Raw genomic sequence first — 15,440 nt, 5'->3', positions numbered from 1 at the left:
ACTTAAAAATTGCCCAGTTATCTAATGTAATTGGGCTTTTTTAATTTTCAATACTTAAATTTTTCAAAATGAGAGTTAAAGACTTACAAAAAGACGAATTACAATTTTTTTATGGTACTTATCTGAAAAGTCTTGATGAGCAAGACGATGTGATGTCTGCGCTTTTAAAAGGTAGAAAAAGTTTTGAAGACTTGGTTCATGGTTTAACCGACGAACAATTTTTATATAGTTACGGTGATGGTAAATGGACGGTAGCTGAAGTTTTGGTTCACTTAATTGATACTGAACGCGTATTTCAATATCGCGCCTTTAGAATTTCTAGAAATGACAAAACGCCGTTACCAGGTTTTGATCACAATCAATTTGTTCCAGAAAGTAATGCCAATAAGCGTACAAAAGACGATATATTAAAAGAATATCTTTCTGTACGTGAAGCATCAATTAGTTTGTTCGAAACTATGCAAAATGATCATTTAAAAAGAATTGGTACAGCAAGCAATATTCCTTGGTCTGTCGCTGCATTAGGCTTGGTGATAAGTGGACATCAAAAACATCATGAAAATATATTACAAGAACGCTATTTTAATTAATCTAGCTCCTGTTCAGTTTCTGTTTCGAAATTTAGGTAAAGTGCTTTAGTCATGTCTTCAGATTGCATAACTTCTTCTGGTGTTTTCGATTCTAATTCTTTTTCTATATTCTCTTCAAAGTTCGCAATGAAGTTAGAAAGGCTTTTACTTATCTTAACTAAATATAAAGTATCATCTGTTCTAATTTCTACAGCTTCGACGTAATCTCCTTTAATATTTTTAAAACAAATAATGTCTTCATCGCCATAACCATAAGGGTAGGTTTCTATCAATAGCGCTGCTAATTGGTGATCTAATTTACGGTAATCAATAAGTCGTCTGGTCATAACTAATTTATTTATAGTAGGTTGTGTGTTTAACTAAAACTAAACTAGTAATTATACTCACATGTCTCTTTATAGAGTTGTGAAAGTGCTATTTTGCGTATGTGAACTTTTTAAACTTTGTAGTAAGCGAATGCTTCAGCGAATAATTCTACAGGAATCTCAATATCATATTCCGGCTCACCAATAGATTTCAATAGAACAAAATTCACTTTTCCGTGAGAATTTTTCTTGTCATACTTCATAAGCTTCAAAATATTCTCAAAATCATCGCCAGTAAATACTACTTTCTCATATATGTCTAAAAATGTAGTTTTAATATCGTCTAAATCCTCATTTGATAAGCCAAGAAGTTTGTTAGATAGATAACCTTCTAAAACCATACCAATGGCAATTGCTTCTCCGTGTAGTAACATTTCTTTCGATTCATTCTCAAGAAAATAAGATTCTATGGCATGACCAAGTGTATGTCCGTAATTTAAAATCTTACGTATGTTTTGTTCTGTAGGGTCTTGAAGTACTACGTTGTTCTTAATTTGGATAGAAGTAAGAATATGACTTTTCATATCTTCTAAACTAGTAGCATTCTTCAGGGCTTCCCAATAAGATGTATCTTGAATAAGACCGTGTTTCAGCATCTCTGCAAACCCGCTTCTAATTTGTCGCTCATCTAAGGTATCAAGAAAATCGGGTACAACAAGTACCAAAACTGGTTGATTGATCACCCCAATTTGATTTTTTAAAGCACCTAAGTCAATACCTGTTTTGCCACCAACCGAGGCATCTACCATAGATAATAGGGTAGTGGGTACATTTATAAAATCTATACCTCTTTTAAAGGTAGAGGCTATAAAGCCGCCCATGTCAGTTAATACACCACCTCCTAAATTTATCAAAATACTTTTACGGTCGGCACCTAATTCAGATAGGGCTTCCCAAACGCCAACACACGTTTCTATGTTTTTGTTGATTTCACCCGATTCGATCTCAATAATTTCAAACTGATAATCACCGTTAATTTCTGCCATAAAATTAGGCATGCATAACTCATGTGTATTCTCATCTACTAATATGAAAATTATAGAATACTTTTTTTTTGCGAGGTGTTTATTCAATGCCTGAAAAGCATTTTCGTTGAAATGTACTGCGTAAGAATCTGAAATTATAGAATCCATTAAAAATATAGCTTTGTATTGATGACTATTTAAACGCAAAATAAAGGTTATTTTAAGTCTTAGGATTATAAATTCTGTGATTATATTTGATCATTATAGAAATAATAGAAAATGGAACCAATTTTTGAAAATACCGCAACGGCATTTGCTTTAAAATCTGATTCAGAATTAGAAAGAGCTTACTTTCTTTTTAAAATGATATCAAATGAACCTTTAGTGAAAATGGGTTCTGTGATTACCAATTTTGCATTTAAGGCACATTTACCTGTCGAAGGATTAATTAGAGCAACTGTATTTGATCATTTTTGTGGTGGTATAAATGAACGCGATTGTTTACCTGTAGTTGATCGTATGTGGGAGAAAGGTGTATGTTCTGTTTTAGATTATTCTGTTGAAGGTAAAGAAGAAGAGGATCCTTTTGATTCGGCAACAGAAATAATTCTAACAATTTTAGATTTCGTAAAAGAAAAGGAAGCTATACCATATGCTGTCTTTAAGCCAACAGGTTTTGGAAGATTTGCATTGTACCAAAAAATTGGAGAAAAAAAGGAGCTTACTAAAGATGAAGAAGCAGAATGGCAACGTGTTGTCAAAAGATTCGATAAAGTTTGTAAAAAAGCACATGACCTCGAAGTTTCATTGCTCATTGATGGTGAAGAAAGTTGGATGCAAGATGCAGCCGATAATCTAGCTGAAGACATGATGCGTAAATACAATAAGAAAAAAAGAATTGTATTTAATACGCTGCAAACCTACAGATGGGACCGATTACTATACCTAAAATCTTTACAAGAACGCGCGGTTAGAGACGGATTTTTAGTCGGTATGAAGGTTGTTCGCGGTGCTTATATGGAAAAGGAAAATGACCGCGCCAAAGAAAAAGGATATACTTCGCCGATTTGCAAGACTAAAGAGGAGACAGATGATAATTTCAATGCTACCATTGAATATATGATAGATAATCTTGATACGCTATCCATTTTTTCTGGAACACATAACGAAGACAGTTGTTACCGTTTAATGGAAATGATGGAGAAAAAAGGTATCGATAAAAATAATGAGCACGTTTGGTTCGGACAGTTATATGGTATGAGCGATCACATATCGTATAATTTAGCGGCCAATGGATATAATGTTGCTAAATACTTGCCATTCGGACCAGTACGTGATGTGATGCCTTATTTAATAAGAAGGGCTGACGAAAATACATCGGTAGCCGGACAAACAAGTAGAGAGCTTTCGTTATTGAAAGCAGAAAGAAAACGAAGAAAAATTTAGTTACTTATTGTAGCTCTACTTTTTCAATAGAAGACTTTTCTCTGCAGTTTTTAACGGTAAATCTATAATCTCGTTCCTTGTACTCTGATTCAACAACATATGTTCTACAAGGAACAGATTTAGTATCACTTTTACTAAAATCAACATCTCCTTCAGTTAAGATATAACGAATACCAATAGAATCTAATTCAAACTCTTGAAGCTTTTGTTTTGCCTCATCACTATAATACATCGATTTAGATCGAATGTCTTTTAATGTTCTACAATCAGGTAAGTAGCAAAAATATACTCCGGTTTCTTGAGATTTCTTTTTCATAAAAAAAGTGAGAAATACAATACCGATAGACAAACCTACCAAGAAAAACCCTAACCTTTTAAGAAAATCTATATTCATAATTCCAAGTGATCAATAAGACCGCGAAATTATGCCTTTTAAAATGGATAGGAAAACGATTGGCCTGAGTATTCTAAAAAATCAGGAAATTAATATCACTGTATTGTAAATCGAACCATTCGCCAACAGATTTGTTGGTTAAAATACCGTGGTACATGTAAAGTCCGTTTCGTAAACCTTTGTCAAATCGAAGTGAATTTTCTAATCCCCCATCCTCACCAATTTTTAATAAATAGGGCGTAAAAATATTGCTAATACTTACAGATGCTGTTTTTGGATATCTTGAAGGAATGTTAGGTACACCATAATGTATAACACCATACTTTTCTTTAGTAGGTTTATTGTGAGTTGTTATTTCGCTAGTTTCAAAACAACCACCTGTATCAATACTTACGTCAATAATAACCGCGCCTTTCTTCATATGTTCCACCATTGTACTAGATACGACAACGGGAGATCTATCTTTTCCTCTAGTTGCCCCAATAGCCACATCGCATCTTTTTAGTGCTTTTAAAAGATTTTTTGGTTGAATAGTAGACGTGTAGACGGTTTGTTTTAAATTGGTCTGTATATTTCTCAGTTTTGTAATTGAGTTGTCAAAAACTTTCACATTTGCACCAATGCCTATAGCAGATCGTGCTGCAAACTCACCAACGGTACCTGCGCCAATAATAACCACTTCTACAGGTGGTACACCGCTTATATTGCCAAACATTAAACCATTTCCGTTATTATTTGCTGCCATTAATTCTGCAGCAATTAAAACTGAAGAAATACCGGCAATTTCGCTTAATGAACGTACTGCTGGGTATTTACCTTCTTCATCGCGAATATATTCGAAGGCAATGGCGGTAATTCTTTTTCTTGCCAATTCTTCAAAATATTCTTTGTATTGGGTTTTAATTTGAAGCGCTGATATAACTGTAGTCTGCGGATTAATAAATTCTATTTCCGTTAGGGTAGGTGGCTCTACTTTTAGAATTAACGGACAAGCAAAAACTTTTTTTGTGTCACGAGTTATTTCTCCACCGGCAGTAACATAATCAGCATCAGTATAATGAGCACCTTCACCTGCACCAGACTCTATTAATACACGATGACCATTAGCGGTAATTGCATTAACGGCATCGGGAGTAAGGCATATTCTCTTCTCTTGGTATTGGTTTTCTTTAGGTATACCAATGTGTAATTCTCCTTTTTGACGCAAAACCTCTAGGGTTTCCTCTTGTGGAATTAATTGGTACTTACTAAAAGGGGAAGTGGGTTGGCTCATAACTTAATTGCTCTTTATTCAAATCATTGACTTGAAACCCAAATGTACAATTTTTCGAGAAATGAATTTTTGAACTAAATACTATAATGAAGAGACCTAAGTTTTAATATGTAGCCAATTTTGTAAACGGTCTTGAAAACTCTTGAAAATACTTTCTAAATTTCCTGTAGATAGTTTAGAATTGATGTCTTCTGATATGGTTGGGATTTCGTCTTTTAAAGGCTCATTACTTTTTTTCTCATTATCAATATCATCGTTACTATCAAAGCCTTTGTTTTTAAGTTCCTCTAATTCAGCTTCTATTGCTTCTAAATCTATACCATGTACATGTTTGTCATATAATTTAATACGGATAAAATATACGAATGGAATGGTTATCATGCATATCGGAATTAACCACCAAATGTTATCAGTGTCAATATAAACATCGTCTTCGTAGAAAACTTCGAAAAGTTGAAAACCATACATAGCAACAGGAATAATGATTATATGATACCACCAGTCGCGTGAAGTTAGAAACCAAAAAATTAAGAGATAAAGAGGTACTATTTTAGAAGTTAAAAACCAAAGAAAAGTTTGTGTACTTGGAAAACCATGATTACCAATGGTTAAACCAAAAATTGTTGTATCTCCATTGGAGTCATATGGTAAGTAATCATATGCTTTGTATAAAAATGGAGAAATAGCAATTAAAAAAACCAAGGCGGTTTCTAAGATTATCTTTTTCTTGGCCTTTTTCTTATTGGTTAACATAAAAATAGATTTACTATATGCTAACGATGTATTTTGGAAAATATTATTCAAAAAAAAAGAGCAAACAAATTGCTCTTTTAAATACCTCTGTAAGTAATATTAAATTCTTTTGGTAAGCTCTCTCTTGTCTACATTAAGATCTTGATTATCAAGATCAATAATTGGAGCAGTCATTGCTAATAAAAATACGCCTAAAGCGATTGATGCTAATAATGTTTTTTTGTTTTTCATTTTCAAGGGGTTTTTGGTTATACTAAATATTTAGTTCTCCTACAAACGTAAGAAAAAATATACAACTAAAACACCATTTATCGTTAAAATTATGCCTTTTACCCGAAAAATTAAACATTTCATCGAATTACTGGTTTTTCATCGAAAAAATGCAATAAAAAACGGTCTGAACGATACATGATTTTTATTTAAAAATTAAAAAAGCAACCTTGATAGCGATTTCCTTAATTACGAGAGCGTTAACTTTCTTGTTCGTCCATTAATTATTTCAATTTTAATATTCTGAACATCATTAGGTATCAGGTTTGGAATTTTTTCAGGCCATTCCATAAATATCCATCCTTTTGAAGCTAAGTAATCATCTAAACCCATATCCATGGCTTCTTCTTCATCATTCAACCGATAAAAATCAAAATGATACCCTAGTAACTCTCCAGATTCTAGTGCATATTCATTGACCAAACCAAACGTAGGGCTACTAACATTATCATTACTGCCTAACTCTTTAATAAGTGCTTTTATCAAGGTTGTTTTTCCTGCTCCCATTGGAGCGTAAAATGCCAATGTCTTGCTACTTGATAATTTAATAATCTGTTTCGCAATAGTGTTTAATTCACTTTCGGTATAAATGAATTCCATATTATAATTTTATTTAGGTTCCAAAACTACAAAAGGTATAATCATTTCTTCTAATGAAACTCCGCCATGTTGGTAGGTATTTCTATAATAGCTTACGTAGTGGTTATAATTATTTGGGTAAGCAAAGAAAAAGTCATTTTTTGCAAAAATATAAGAACTACTCATATTTATACTTGGTAGGTAAATAGATTTTGGGTCCTTAGCAGCTAGCACTTCATTTTTTTCATACGTAAGACTTCTGCCAGTTTTATAACGAAGATTAGAACTTGTATCTCTGTCGCCAACAACTTTAGACGGAGATTTTACATTTATAGTGCCATGGTCAGTGGTAATAATCAATTTCATACCCAAGGTCTGTGCCTGCTGAATAATCTCTAGCATAGGTGAGTTCTTGAACCAACTTGTGGTTAAAGACCTATAAGATTTATCATTTGAAGCTAGTTCTTTAATTACTTCCATTTCTGTCTTAGAATGTGAAAGCATATCTACGAAATTGTAAACAATTACCGTTAAGTCGTTATCTTTTTGAGATTTGAAATTCTGACTTAAATGTTTTCCTTGTTTTAAACTGCTGATTTTATGGTATTCCCATTTTAAATCTAAACCTAGCCTTTTTAACTGTGCATCTAAGAATTTATCTTCAAACAAATTTTTACCACCTTCATCGGTATCATTTTTCCACCATTCTGGATATTTTTTTTCCATATCAAGGGGAGTCAAACCAGAGAATATTGCATTACGGGCGTATTGTGTAGCGGTTGGTAGTATGCTGTAGTATGAGTCCTCTTTTTTCTTTTTATAAAACGAGTTGACCGTTTCTTCAAAAGCATACCACTGATCATAGCGTAGGTTATCTACTACTATCAATAAAGTTTTTGAATCTTTGATTTCGGGTGCAATCCATTCTTTAAATATGGTATGAGACATAACTGGCGCATCTGAATCTGTAAACCAGTCTTCATAATTACGTTCTACAAATTTTCCGAATTGTTGATTTGCTTCCGTTTTTTGAGATTCTAAAATTTCAAACATTCCGCTGTCCTCAATTTCCTCTAACTGCAATTCCCAATAAATTAGTTTTTTATATAAATCTGCCCATTCTTGATACGAGTTGACCATTGATAGATCCATCGCTATCTTTCTGAATTCTTGCTGGTAGTTGCTAGTAGTTTTTTCTGAAACTAATCTTGAGTGGTCTAAGTTCTTTTTTAAGGATAGTAGAATCTGATTCGGATTCACAGGTTTTATAAGATAATCGGCGATTTTAGAACCAATAGCCTCTTCCATAATAAATTCTTCTTCACTCTTGGTAATCATTACAACAGGTAAAGAACTATCGATAACCTTAATTTCAGATAAGGTTTCTAAACCAGTAATACCAGGCATATTTTCGTCTAAAAAAACGATGTCTACCCTAGTTTTTGCTAATTCTTCTAAAGCTTCTTGCCCACTTAAGCAGGTAATTACCTCATAATTTTTTGATTCTAAAAAGATGATATGGGGCTTGAGTAGATCAATTTCATCATCTACCCACAATATTTTTATTTTATTCATTGAATTATTATTTGACGATAATCAAATTCTATGCTAATGCTTTTGTATAACTTTGAAATGTTAATCTCAGAAAAGACGACGTTATCTTGAAGACATCAAACAAATTGAAAATCTTTAATGATCCAATTTACGGATTTATTAGAATTCCCAACACGCTCATTTTTGACCTCATTGCAGATCCCTACTTTCAAAGGCTTCGAAGAATATCTCAAATGGGGCTTTCTTATTTAGTATATCCAGGGGCACACCATACCAGATTTCATCATGCATTAGGTTGTATGTATTTAATGCAAAAAGCTATACAAGTGCTTCGTTTTAAAGGTGTTGAAATAACTGCCGAGGAGCAAGACGGACTTCTTATTGCCATACTTTTACACGATATTGGTCACGGTCCTTTTTCGCATGCTATGGAGCATAGCATCGTGGAAGGGGTTAGTCATGAGTTTATTTCGCTTCAATTCATGCAAGATTTGAATAAGCGATTTAACGGAAGTTTAACGGAAGCTATTTCTATATTTACCGGTAATCATTCGAAAAAATTTCTAAATCAATTAGTTTCTAGTCAATTAGATATGGATAGGCTTGATTATTTAAAGCGAGATAGTTTTTATACCGGTGTCGCTGAAGGTAATACCAATGCTGAACGATTAATTACCATGTTGAATGTCGTTGATGGCAATTTGGTTGTTGAAGAAAAAGGGATTTATTCGGTAGAAAAATTTCTAATGGCACGCCGTTTTATGTATTGGCAGGTATATCTACACAAAACAGCAGTTGTTGCCGAGCGCTTACTTATTAATATTTTAAAGAGAGCTAGATTTTTAATTGAAAAAGGCGAGACCTTACACTGTAGTAGTGCCTTGCAGTTTTTTTTAACGCATCATATCGATATCAATAATTTTAATACAGACACGTTGGCGAAGTTTGCCAAATTAGATGATGTTGATATACTCTCTGCCTTAAAAGAATGGCAATTTTCAGCTGACTTTGTATTAGCTTCTCTTTGCGAGATGATTATCAATAGAAAATTGTTACATATTAAGGTTAAAAAAGAACCTATTACTGATAGTAAATTTTTAATGCAATTAAATAAAGTAAAAATACAGTATAATCTTACAGATGAAGATGCGTCATATTTTGTGTTCAAAGGCGAACTTATGAATAAGGCGTATGACAGGCAGTATCAGACTATCAACATTTTAAGGAAAAATGGAAAGATTACCGATGTAGCCAAATTATCTGATCACTTAAATTTAAACGCGCTATCTAAAACGGTGACCAAATATTATATCTGTTATCCAAAAGAAGGTGTTTAACAATTTTTCTTACTTTTACGCTCATGAAATTTACAGCAGGTCAGATTGCAGGTATCTTAGATGGAGAAGTGCATGGAAATCCAGAAATAGCCGTACATAAACTTGCGAAAATCGAGGAAGGCGAAGAAGGTTCCCTTACTTTTTTAGCTAATCCGAAATATACTTCATTCATTTATAAGACAAAGGCATCGGTAACGATAGTCAATAAGAGTTTTGTTCCAGAACAACATCTACATACCACTTTGATAAAGGTAGAAGATGCATACAAGTCTTTTTCTAAATTATTAGAATATTATAACCAAGTAAAGAATAATAAAGTAGGCATTGAAGAGCCGATTTTTAAATCGGAAACAGCAACTTATGGCGCCGATGTTTATATTGGGGCTTTCGCTTATTTAGGAAATAATGTTACCATAGGCGATAACGTAAAAGTGTACCCTAATGTTTACATAGGTGATAATGTTAAAATTGGCAATAATGTTACACTATTTGCTGGTGCCAAGGTGTATTCAGAAACTATCATCGGTAATAATTGTGTAGTAAATAGCGGAGTGGTAATTGGTGCTGACGGATTTGGTTTTGCGCCAAATGAAGATGGGGAGTTTGTTAAGGTGCCACAGACTGGTAATGTTATTTTAGAAGACAACGTTGATGTAGGCGCTGGTACAACTATCGATAGAGCTACTTTAGGCTCTACCATATTAAGAAAAGGTGTCAAGCTAGACAATCAAATACAGATAGCACATAATGTTGAGATTGGAGAGCATACAGTTATAGCTGCCCAAACGGGTATTGCTGGCTCGACCAAAATAGGCAAGCATTGTATGATTGGAGGGCAAGTAGGTATTGTTGGCCATATAGTAATTGGTGACAATGTAAAAATACAGGCACAATCGGGTATTGGTAGAAATGTAAAGGATAATGAAGTGCTGCAAGGCTCGCCCGCATTAAATTATGGTGATTACAACAAATCATATGTTCATTTTAAGAATTTACCAAGAATAATAAGTAGAATCGACACCTTAGAAAAGAAAGATTGACGATGAGCACAAAAAACAACAAACAAAGAACAATTAGTAAAGAGGTAAGCCTAACGGGAGTTGGTTTACATACGGGCAGTAATGTTACTATTAAATTTTTACCTGCAGATGAAAACCACGGTTATGCATTTAAAAGGGTAGATTTAGAAGGAGAACCAATTATTCCGGCTGATGCTAATCTTGTTGTAAATACACAAAGAGGCACCAATTTAGAAAAAAATGGTGTAAAAATTCAGACTTCAGAGCACGTTTTGGCTGCTTTGGTAGGTCTTGAAATAGATAATGTGTTAATAGAGCTAGATGCTGCCGAACCACCAATTATGGATGGTTCTTCTAAATTCTTTGTAGAAGTTTTAGAGAATGCCGGTATCGTTGAGCAAGAAGCTGAGCGTGAAGAATACATTGTTAAAGATGTTATTTCTTTTAAGGATGAAGAAACTGGTAGTGAGATAACCATAATACCGTCAGACGAATATCAATTGATGACGATGGTTGATTTTGGAACTAAAGTATTAGGAACCCAAAACGCTACCTTAGAAAAGCTTTCTGATTTCAAATCTGAAATTTCAAATGCCCGCACTTTTAGTTTTCTTCACGAGTTAGAAATGCTCTTAGAAAACGGACTAATAAAAGGTGGTGATCTAAACAATGCTATCGTTTATGTGGATAAGGAAATTTCTCAAGCCACTATGAATAAATTAGAGAAGGCTTTTAATAAAAAGAAACTTTCTGTAAAAGCAAATGGTATTCTAGATAACCTAACATTACACCAACCTAACGAGGCTGCAAGACATAAATTATTAGATGTAATTGGTGATTTAGCATTAATTGGTACCCGTATACGAGGTAAGGTAATAGCCAATAAACCTGGTCATTATGTGAACAACCAATTCGCGAAGAAGCTTTCGCAAATTATCAAGTTAGAAAAACGTAACAAGGTACCTAAGTACGATTTAAGCTTACCTCCGTTAATGGATATTCATAAGATTATGGATATGCTGCCTCACAGACCTCCTTTTTTATTGATAGATCGTATTATAGAGCTATCAGAAGAGCACGTTGTGGGTATGAAGAACGTGACGATGAACGAACCTTTCTTCGTTGGTCATTTTCCAGGAGCTCCAGTAATGCCAGGTGTACTTCAAGTAGAAGCTATGGCGCAAACAGGCGGTATTTTAGTTTTAAGTACTGTGCCTGATCCAGAGAATTATTTGACTTTATTTATGAAAATAGATAAAGTAAAATTCAAAAGACAAGTATTGCCAGGCGATACGCTAATTTTTCACTGTAGTTTAATTACACCAATTAGAAGAGGTATTTGTCACATGCAAGCTTATGCATACGCAAATGATAAATTGGTAAGTGAAGCAGAATTAATGGCACAAATAGTTAAAAGAACATAGAATGAATCAACCTTTAGCCTATATACATCCAGGAGCTAAAATTGCTAAAAATGTAGTAGTTGAACCTTTTACAACTATTCATAATAATGTTATCATTGGCGATGGTACTTGGATCGGTTCTAATGTGACCATAATGGAAGGTGCTCGCATTGGTAAAAATTGTAATATTTTTCCAGGTGCCGTAATTTCTGCGTCTCCACAAGATTTAAAATACGATGGTGAAGAGACTACTGTTGTAATCGGCGATAATACTACTATTAGAGAATGTGCTACAATACATAAAGGTACTTCTGACCGTATGAAAACCGTTATTGGTAAAAATTGCCTTATTATGGCATATTGCCACATTGCACATGATTGTTTGGTGGGTGATAATTGTATCTTTTCAAACAATTCTACATTAGCGGGTCATGTTACTATTGGTGATAATGTAATTCTTGCAGGGTTGGTAGCCGTGCACCAATTTGTATCTGTCGGTCAACATGCTTTTGTTACAGGAGGATCTTTGGTTAGAAAAGATGTGCCGCCTTATGTAAAAGCTGCAAGAGAGCCGTTATCTTATGTAGGTATTAATTCTGTCGGATTAAGAAGACGAGGATTTGTATCTGATAAAATTAGAGAAATTCAGAATATTTACAGAATTCTATATCAAAAGAACTATAATAATACTCAAGCAGTTCAAATAATTGAAGCGGAAATGGAAGCAACGCCAGAACGTGACGAAATTTTGCAATTTATTCGTGATTCGCAACGCGGAATTATGAAAGGGTATTTCAGTAATAACTAAATTTGAAGTATTAAATAATTGGTTTTTAATATTGATTATTTAGAAACAAAACAACAATCAGCAACTAGTAAGGAACAACGAATAACGAATAACGAATAACGAAAATAAAATAATGGCTTCTACATCAGATATACGAAAAGGACTATGCATAAGATATAATAACGATATCTATAAGATTATTGAATTTTTACACGTGAAACCGGGTAAAGGTCCTGCTTTTGTGCGTACTAAATTAAGAAGTGTAACAAATGGTAAAGTGTTGGATAACACGTTTTCAGCTGGTCATAAAATTGAAGATGTACGCGTAGAAACTCGTTCTTATCAATACTTGTATCCAGAAGGTGAAACCTATCACTTTATGAATACTGATGATTATAACCAAATAACGCTTCAAGAGAGTTCTTTAGATGCTCCTGGCTTATTAAAAGAGGGTGAGATTGTTACAATTTTATTCAATACCGAAGATAGTATGCCATTATCTGTTGATATGCCTGCAAGTGTAGTTTTAGAGATAACCTATACTGAACCTGGTGTTAAAGGTAATACTGCTACGAATGCAACTAAGCCTGCAACAGTAGAAACAGGGGCAGAGGTAAATGTGCCTTTGTTTATTAACGAAGGTGATAAAATAAAAGTTGATACTGCCACTGGTTCTTATATGGAGCGAGTAAAGGATTAGTAATCAATTTTATAAATAATTAGAATCATATTATTAATTGAAATTTCCAACTACTTTTTCATTAAAACAAATCGCTGATATAATATCGTGCGAATATGTTGGTCAAGATGATTATCCCGTTCTGGGCATGAACGAAATTCATGTTGTAGTAAATGGGGATATTGTTTTTGTAGATCATCCAAAATACTACGATAAAGCCTTGCAGTCAAAGGCAAGTGTTATCTTAATCAATAAAAATGTAGAATGCCCAGAAGGCAAGGCATTGTTGATTTCAGATGATCCATTTAGAGATTTTAATAAATTAACAACATTCTTTCAACCATTTGTACCAAGTAGCCAGACCATATCGGTTACCGCTAAAATTGGTAAAGACACTATTATTCAACCTAATACTTTTATTGGTAACAATGTAGAAATAGGGGAAAACTGCCTAATTCATTCCAATGTTTCTATTTACGACAATTGTGTTATTGGTCATAATGTCACCATACATGCAGGTAGTGTTTTAGGTGCAGATGCTTTTTATTATAAGAAGCGTCCTGAAGGATTTGATAAACTAAAATCTGGCGGAAGAGTCGTTTTAAAAGATAATGTTGATATCGGTGCACTTTGTACAATTGATAGAGGAGTTACTGGTGACACTACCATAGGTTTTGGTACCAAACTAGATAATCAAGTACATGTGGGTCATGATACCGTTATTGGTGAGAAGTGTTTAATTGCTTCACAAACCGGTATTGCTGGTTGTGTTATTATTGAAGATGAAGTTACACTTTGGGGACAAGTAGGAACCAATAGCGGAATTACAATTGGTGCAAAAGCAGTAATTATGGGTCAAACCGGAGTTACAAAATCAGTGAAAGGTGGTAAAAGTTATTTCGGTACACCAATCGAAGAATCACGTGAAAAGCTGAAACAATTAGCGTATATCAAGAAGATTCCAGAAATAATTAAAAAAATGGATAAGAAATAAGGGTGTAAATGCTATAAAAGTCATTAACAACTTATATTTTTGTTCTATCATAAAATAAAAACTACAGTAGTATGAGCGTATTAGTAAATAAGGATTCCAAAATAATCGTACAAGGTTTCACTGGTAGTGAAGGTACTTTCCATGCCGGACAGATGATTGAGTACGGTACTAATATCGTAGGTGGTGTTACTCCTGGTAAAGGAGGACAAGAGCATTTAGGAAAACCTGTTTTCAACACGGTTTCTGAAGCTGTTGAGAAAGTAGGTGCAGATACTACTATCATATTTGTTCCACCTGCTTTTGCTGCAGATGCCATTATGGAAGCTGCAGAAGCAGGTATTAAAGTTATTATTACAATTACAGAAGGTATTCCTGTTGCCGATATGGTAAAGGTTGCCAACTACATTAAAAATAGAGATTGTCGTTTAATTGGCCCTAACTGTCCTGGTGTTATTACTCCGGGTGAAGCTAAAGTTGGTATTATGCCAGGTTTCGTTTTCAAAGAAGGGAATGTTGGTATCGTATCTAAGTCAGGTACATTAACCTATGAAGCTGCTGATCAAGTAGTACGTCAAGGTTTAGGTATTACAACTGCAATTGGTATTGGTGGTGATCCAATTATTGGAACAACTACTAAAGAAGCAGTTGAACTTTTGATCAATGACCCAGCAACAAAATGTGTGGTTATGATCGGTGAAATTGGTGGTCAATTAGAAGCAGATGCTGCTCAGTGGTATAAAGCTAGTGGAAGTAAAAAGCCAGTTGTTGGTTTTATCGCTGGTGAAACTGCTCCTGCAGGTAGAACAATGGGTCATGCAGGTGCAATTGTTGGTGGTAGTGATGATACTGCACAAGCTAAAAAACGCATCATGAGAGAATGTGGAATTCACGTTGTAGATTCTCCTGCTGAAATCGGCTTGAAAGTAAAAGAAGTAATGGGTTAAAAACTCATATTTTTCATATAAAATCCCGTTTATAGCGGGATTTTTTTTAACCTATAAATTAAACAAAAGGTATATTTGGTAAACTTCG

17 protein-coding genes are annotated in these 15,440 nt (G+C 33.9%); 9 read left to right on the top strand and 8 right to left on the bottom strand.

The genetic code is table 11. From position 1 onward, the window contains the following. Nucleotides 1-68: 68 nt before the first annotated feature. Nucleotides 69-590, top strand: a complete 522-nt coding sequence (locus ACEN2N_RS16475) for a DinB family protein (protein WP_441825340.1) — start codon at nt 69-71, stop codon at nt 588-590. Here ACEN2N_RS16475 and ACEN2N_RS16470 read toward each other — a convergent pair. Continuing rightward, complete coding sequence (locus tag ACEN2N_RS16470) at nt 587-916, bottom strand: hypothetical protein (protein WP_441825339.1); 330 nt, start codon at nt 914-916, stop codon at nt 587-589. The two genes, ACEN2N_RS16475 and ACEN2N_RS16470, sit on opposite strands and share 4 nt — an antisense overlap. 110 nt (nt 917-1,026) lie before the next feature. Next, nucleotides 1,027-2,088 (bottom strand): 3-dehydroquinate synthase, encoded by a 1,062-nt coding sequence (gene aroB, locus ACEN2N_RS16465; protein ID WP_441825338.1) that lies wholly within the window; start codon nt 2,086-2,088, stop codon nt 1,027-1,029. A gap of 111 nt (nt 2,089-2,199) precedes the next feature. Between aroB and ACEN2N_RS16460 the strand changes: the two genes are divergently transcribed. Continuing rightward, nucleotides 2,200-3,366, top strand: coding sequence for a proline dehydrogenase family protein (locus tag ACEN2N_RS16460; protein WP_441825337.1), 1,167 nt, complete (start codon nt 2,200-2,202; stop codon nt 3,364-3,366). Nucleotides 3,367-3,370: 4 nt separating this feature from the next. Here ACEN2N_RS16460 and ACEN2N_RS16455 read toward each other — a convergent pair whose 3' ends face one another. The 6 genes from ACEN2N_RS16455 to ACEN2N_RS16430 all read right to left on the bottom strand — a co-directional run bounded on the left by ACEN2N_RS16455 (nt 3,371) and on the right by ACEN2N_RS16430 (nt 8,210). Then, complete coding sequence (locus ACEN2N_RS16455) at nt 3,371-3,760, bottom strand: DUF4258 domain-containing protein (RefSeq protein WP_441825336.1); 390 nt, start codon at nt 3,758-3,760, stop codon at nt 3,371-3,373. 73 nt (nt 3,761-3,833) lie between these two features. Then, nucleotides 3,834-5,033, bottom strand: coding sequence for an alanine dehydrogenase (locus tag ACEN2N_RS16450; RefSeq protein ID WP_423999692.1), 1,200 nt, complete (start codon nt 5,031-5,033; stop codon nt 3,834-3,836). A 96-nt stretch (nt 5,034-5,129) separates the two neighbouring features. Next, nucleotides 5,130-5,786 carry a hypothetical protein gene (locus ACEN2N_RS16445; protein ID WP_441825335.1) on the bottom strand — a complete coding sequence of 219 codons (657 nt, stop codon included), beginning with the start codon at nt 5,784-5,786 and terminating at the stop codon, nt 5,130-5,132. Nucleotides 5,787-5,885: 99 nt separating this feature from the next. Then, entirely contained in the window at nt 5,886-6,017 is a 132-nt protein-coding gene (locus ACEN2N_RS16440; protein WP_441825334.1) for a hypothetical protein, read from the bottom strand. 228 nt (nt 6,018-6,245) lie between these two features. Further along, entirely contained in the window at nt 6,246-6,656 is a 411-nt protein-coding gene (gene tsaE / locus ACEN2N_RS16435; protein WP_441825333.1) for a tRNA (adenosine(37)-N6)-threonylcarbamoyltransferase complex ATPase subunit type 1 TsaE, read from the bottom strand. Nucleotides 6,657-6,665: 9 nt separating this feature from the next. After that, complete coding sequence (locus tag ACEN2N_RS16430) at nt 6,666-8,210, bottom strand: PglZ domain-containing protein (RefSeq protein WP_441825332.1); 1,545 nt, start codon at nt 8,208-8,210, stop codon at nt 6,666-6,668. Between the two features lie 86 nt (nt 8,211-8,296). Between ACEN2N_RS16430 and ACEN2N_RS16425 the strand changes: the two genes are divergently transcribed. The 7 genes from ACEN2N_RS16425 to sucD all read left to right on the top strand — a co-directional run bounded on the left by ACEN2N_RS16425 (nt 8,297) and on the right by sucD (nt 15,352). Then, on the top strand, nt 8,297-9,526 hold the full coding sequence (locus ACEN2N_RS16425) for an HD domain-containing protein (protein WP_441825331.1): 1,230 nt from the start codon (nt 8,297-8,299) through the stop codon (nt 9,524-9,526). A gap of 23 nt (nt 9,527-9,549) precedes the next feature. Beyond that, nucleotides 9,550-10,566 (top strand): UDP-3-O-(3-hydroxymyristoyl)glucosamine N-acyltransferase, encoded by a 1,017-nt coding sequence (gene lpxD, locus ACEN2N_RS16420; protein WP_441825330.1) that lies wholly within the window; start codon nt 9,550-9,552, stop codon nt 10,564-10,566. A 2-nt stretch (nt 10,567-10,568) separates the two neighbouring features. Then, a complete protein-coding gene (locus ACEN2N_RS16415) occupies nt 10,569-11,969 on the top strand; it encodes a bifunctional UDP-3-O-[3-hydroxymyristoyl] N-acetylglucosamine deacetylase/3-hydroxyacyl-ACP dehydratase (RefSeq protein ID WP_441825329.1) in 1,401 nt (466 codons plus the stop codon). A gap of 1 nt (nt 11,970) precedes the next feature. Further along, complete coding sequence (lpxA, locus tag ACEN2N_RS16410; RefSeq protein WP_423999708.1) at nt 11,971-12,756, top strand: acyl-ACP--UDP-N-acetylglucosamine O-acyltransferase; 786 nt, start codon at nt 11,971-11,973, stop codon at nt 12,754-12,756. 112 nt (nt 12,757-12,868) lie between these two features. Then, nucleotides 12,869-13,435, top strand: a complete 567-nt coding sequence (gene efp / locus ACEN2N_RS16405; protein ID WP_423999710.1) for an elongation factor P — start codon at nt 12,869-12,871, stop codon at nt 13,433-13,435. A gap of 37 nt (nt 13,436-13,472) precedes the next feature. Further along, nucleotides 13,473-14,408, top strand: a complete 936-nt coding sequence (locus tag ACEN2N_RS16400; RefSeq protein ID WP_441825328.1) for a UDP-3-O-(3-hydroxymyristoyl)glucosamine N-acyltransferase — start codon at nt 13,473-13,475, stop codon at nt 14,406-14,408. A gap of 71 nt (nt 14,409-14,479) precedes the next feature. After that, nucleotides 14,480-15,352 (top strand): succinate--CoA ligase subunit alpha, encoded by an 873-nt coding sequence (gene sucD / locus ACEN2N_RS16395; protein WP_073244071.1) that lies wholly within the window; start codon nt 14,480-14,482, stop codon nt 15,350-15,352. The last annotated feature ends 88 nt before the right edge of the window (nt 15,353-15,440 follow it).

The organism is Maribacter spongiicola (assembly GCF_052119685.1).
Classification (GTDB): domain Bacteria; phylum Bacteroidota; class Bacteroidia; order Flavobacteriales; family Flavobacteriaceae; genus Maribacter; species Maribacter spongiicola_A.
Note: the sequence above shows the minus strand (reverse complement) of the source record. Positions and strands in the feature narration are given on the sequence as shown.

Bases quoted from the DNA above. Each gene is read 5' to 3' on its own strand.
- ACEN2N_RS16450 (WP_423999692.1), bottom strand. From the start codon at position 5,033: ATGAGCCAACCCACTTCCCCTTTTAGTAAGTACCAATTAATTCCACAA.
- ACEN2N_RS16460 (WP_441825337.1), top strand. From the start codon at position 2,200: ATGGAACCAATTTTTGAAAATACCGCAACGGCATTTGCTTTAAAATCT.
- tsaE (WP_441825333.1), bottom strand. From the start codon at position 6,656: ATGGAATTCATTTATACCGAAAGTGAATTAAACACTATTGCGAAACAG.
- ACEN2N_RS16470 (WP_441825339.1), bottom strand. From the start codon at position 916: ATGACCAGACGACTTATTGATTACCGTAAATTAGATCACCAATTAGCA.
- ACEN2N_RS16415 (WP_441825329.1), top strand. From the start codon at position 10,569: ATGAGCACAAAAAACAACAAACAAAGAACAATTAGTAAAGAGGTAAGC.
- aroB (WP_441825338.1), bottom strand. From the start codon at position 2,088: ATGGATTCTATAATTTCAGATTCTTACGCAGTACATTTCAACGAAAAT.
- ACEN2N_RS16440 (WP_441825334.1), bottom strand. From the start codon at position 6,017: ATGAAAAACAAAAAAACATTATTAGCATCAATCGCTTTAGGCGTATTT.
- ACEN2N_RS16430 (WP_441825332.1), bottom strand. From the start codon at position 8,210: ATGAATAAAATAAAAATATTGTGGGTAGATGATGAAATTGATCTACTC.
- lpxA (WP_423999708.1), top strand. From the start codon at position 11,971: ATGAATCAACCTTTAGCCTATATACATCCAGGAGCTAAAATTGCTAAA.
- ACEN2N_RS16445 (WP_441825335.1), bottom strand. From the start codon at position 5,786: ATGTTAACCAATAAGAAAAAGGCCAAGAAAAAGATAATCTTAGAAACC.
- ACEN2N_RS16475 (WP_441825340.1), top strand. From the start codon at position 69: ATGAGAGTTAAAGACTTACAAAAAGACGAATTACAATTTTTTTATGGT.
- lpxD (WP_441825330.1), top strand. From the start codon at position 9,550: ATGAAATTTACAGCAGGTCAGATTGCAGGTATCTTAGATGGAGAAGTG.
- sucD (WP_073244071.1), top strand. From the start codon at position 14,480: ATGAGCGTATTAGTAAATAAGGATTCCAAAATAATCGTACAAGGTTTC.
- ACEN2N_RS16455 (WP_441825336.1), bottom strand. From the start codon at position 3,760: ATGAATATAGATTTTCTTAAAAGGTTAGGGTTTTTCTTGGTAGGTTTG.
- efp (WP_423999710.1), top strand. From the start codon at position 12,869: ATGGCTTCTACATCAGATATACGAAAAGGACTATGCATAAGATATAAT.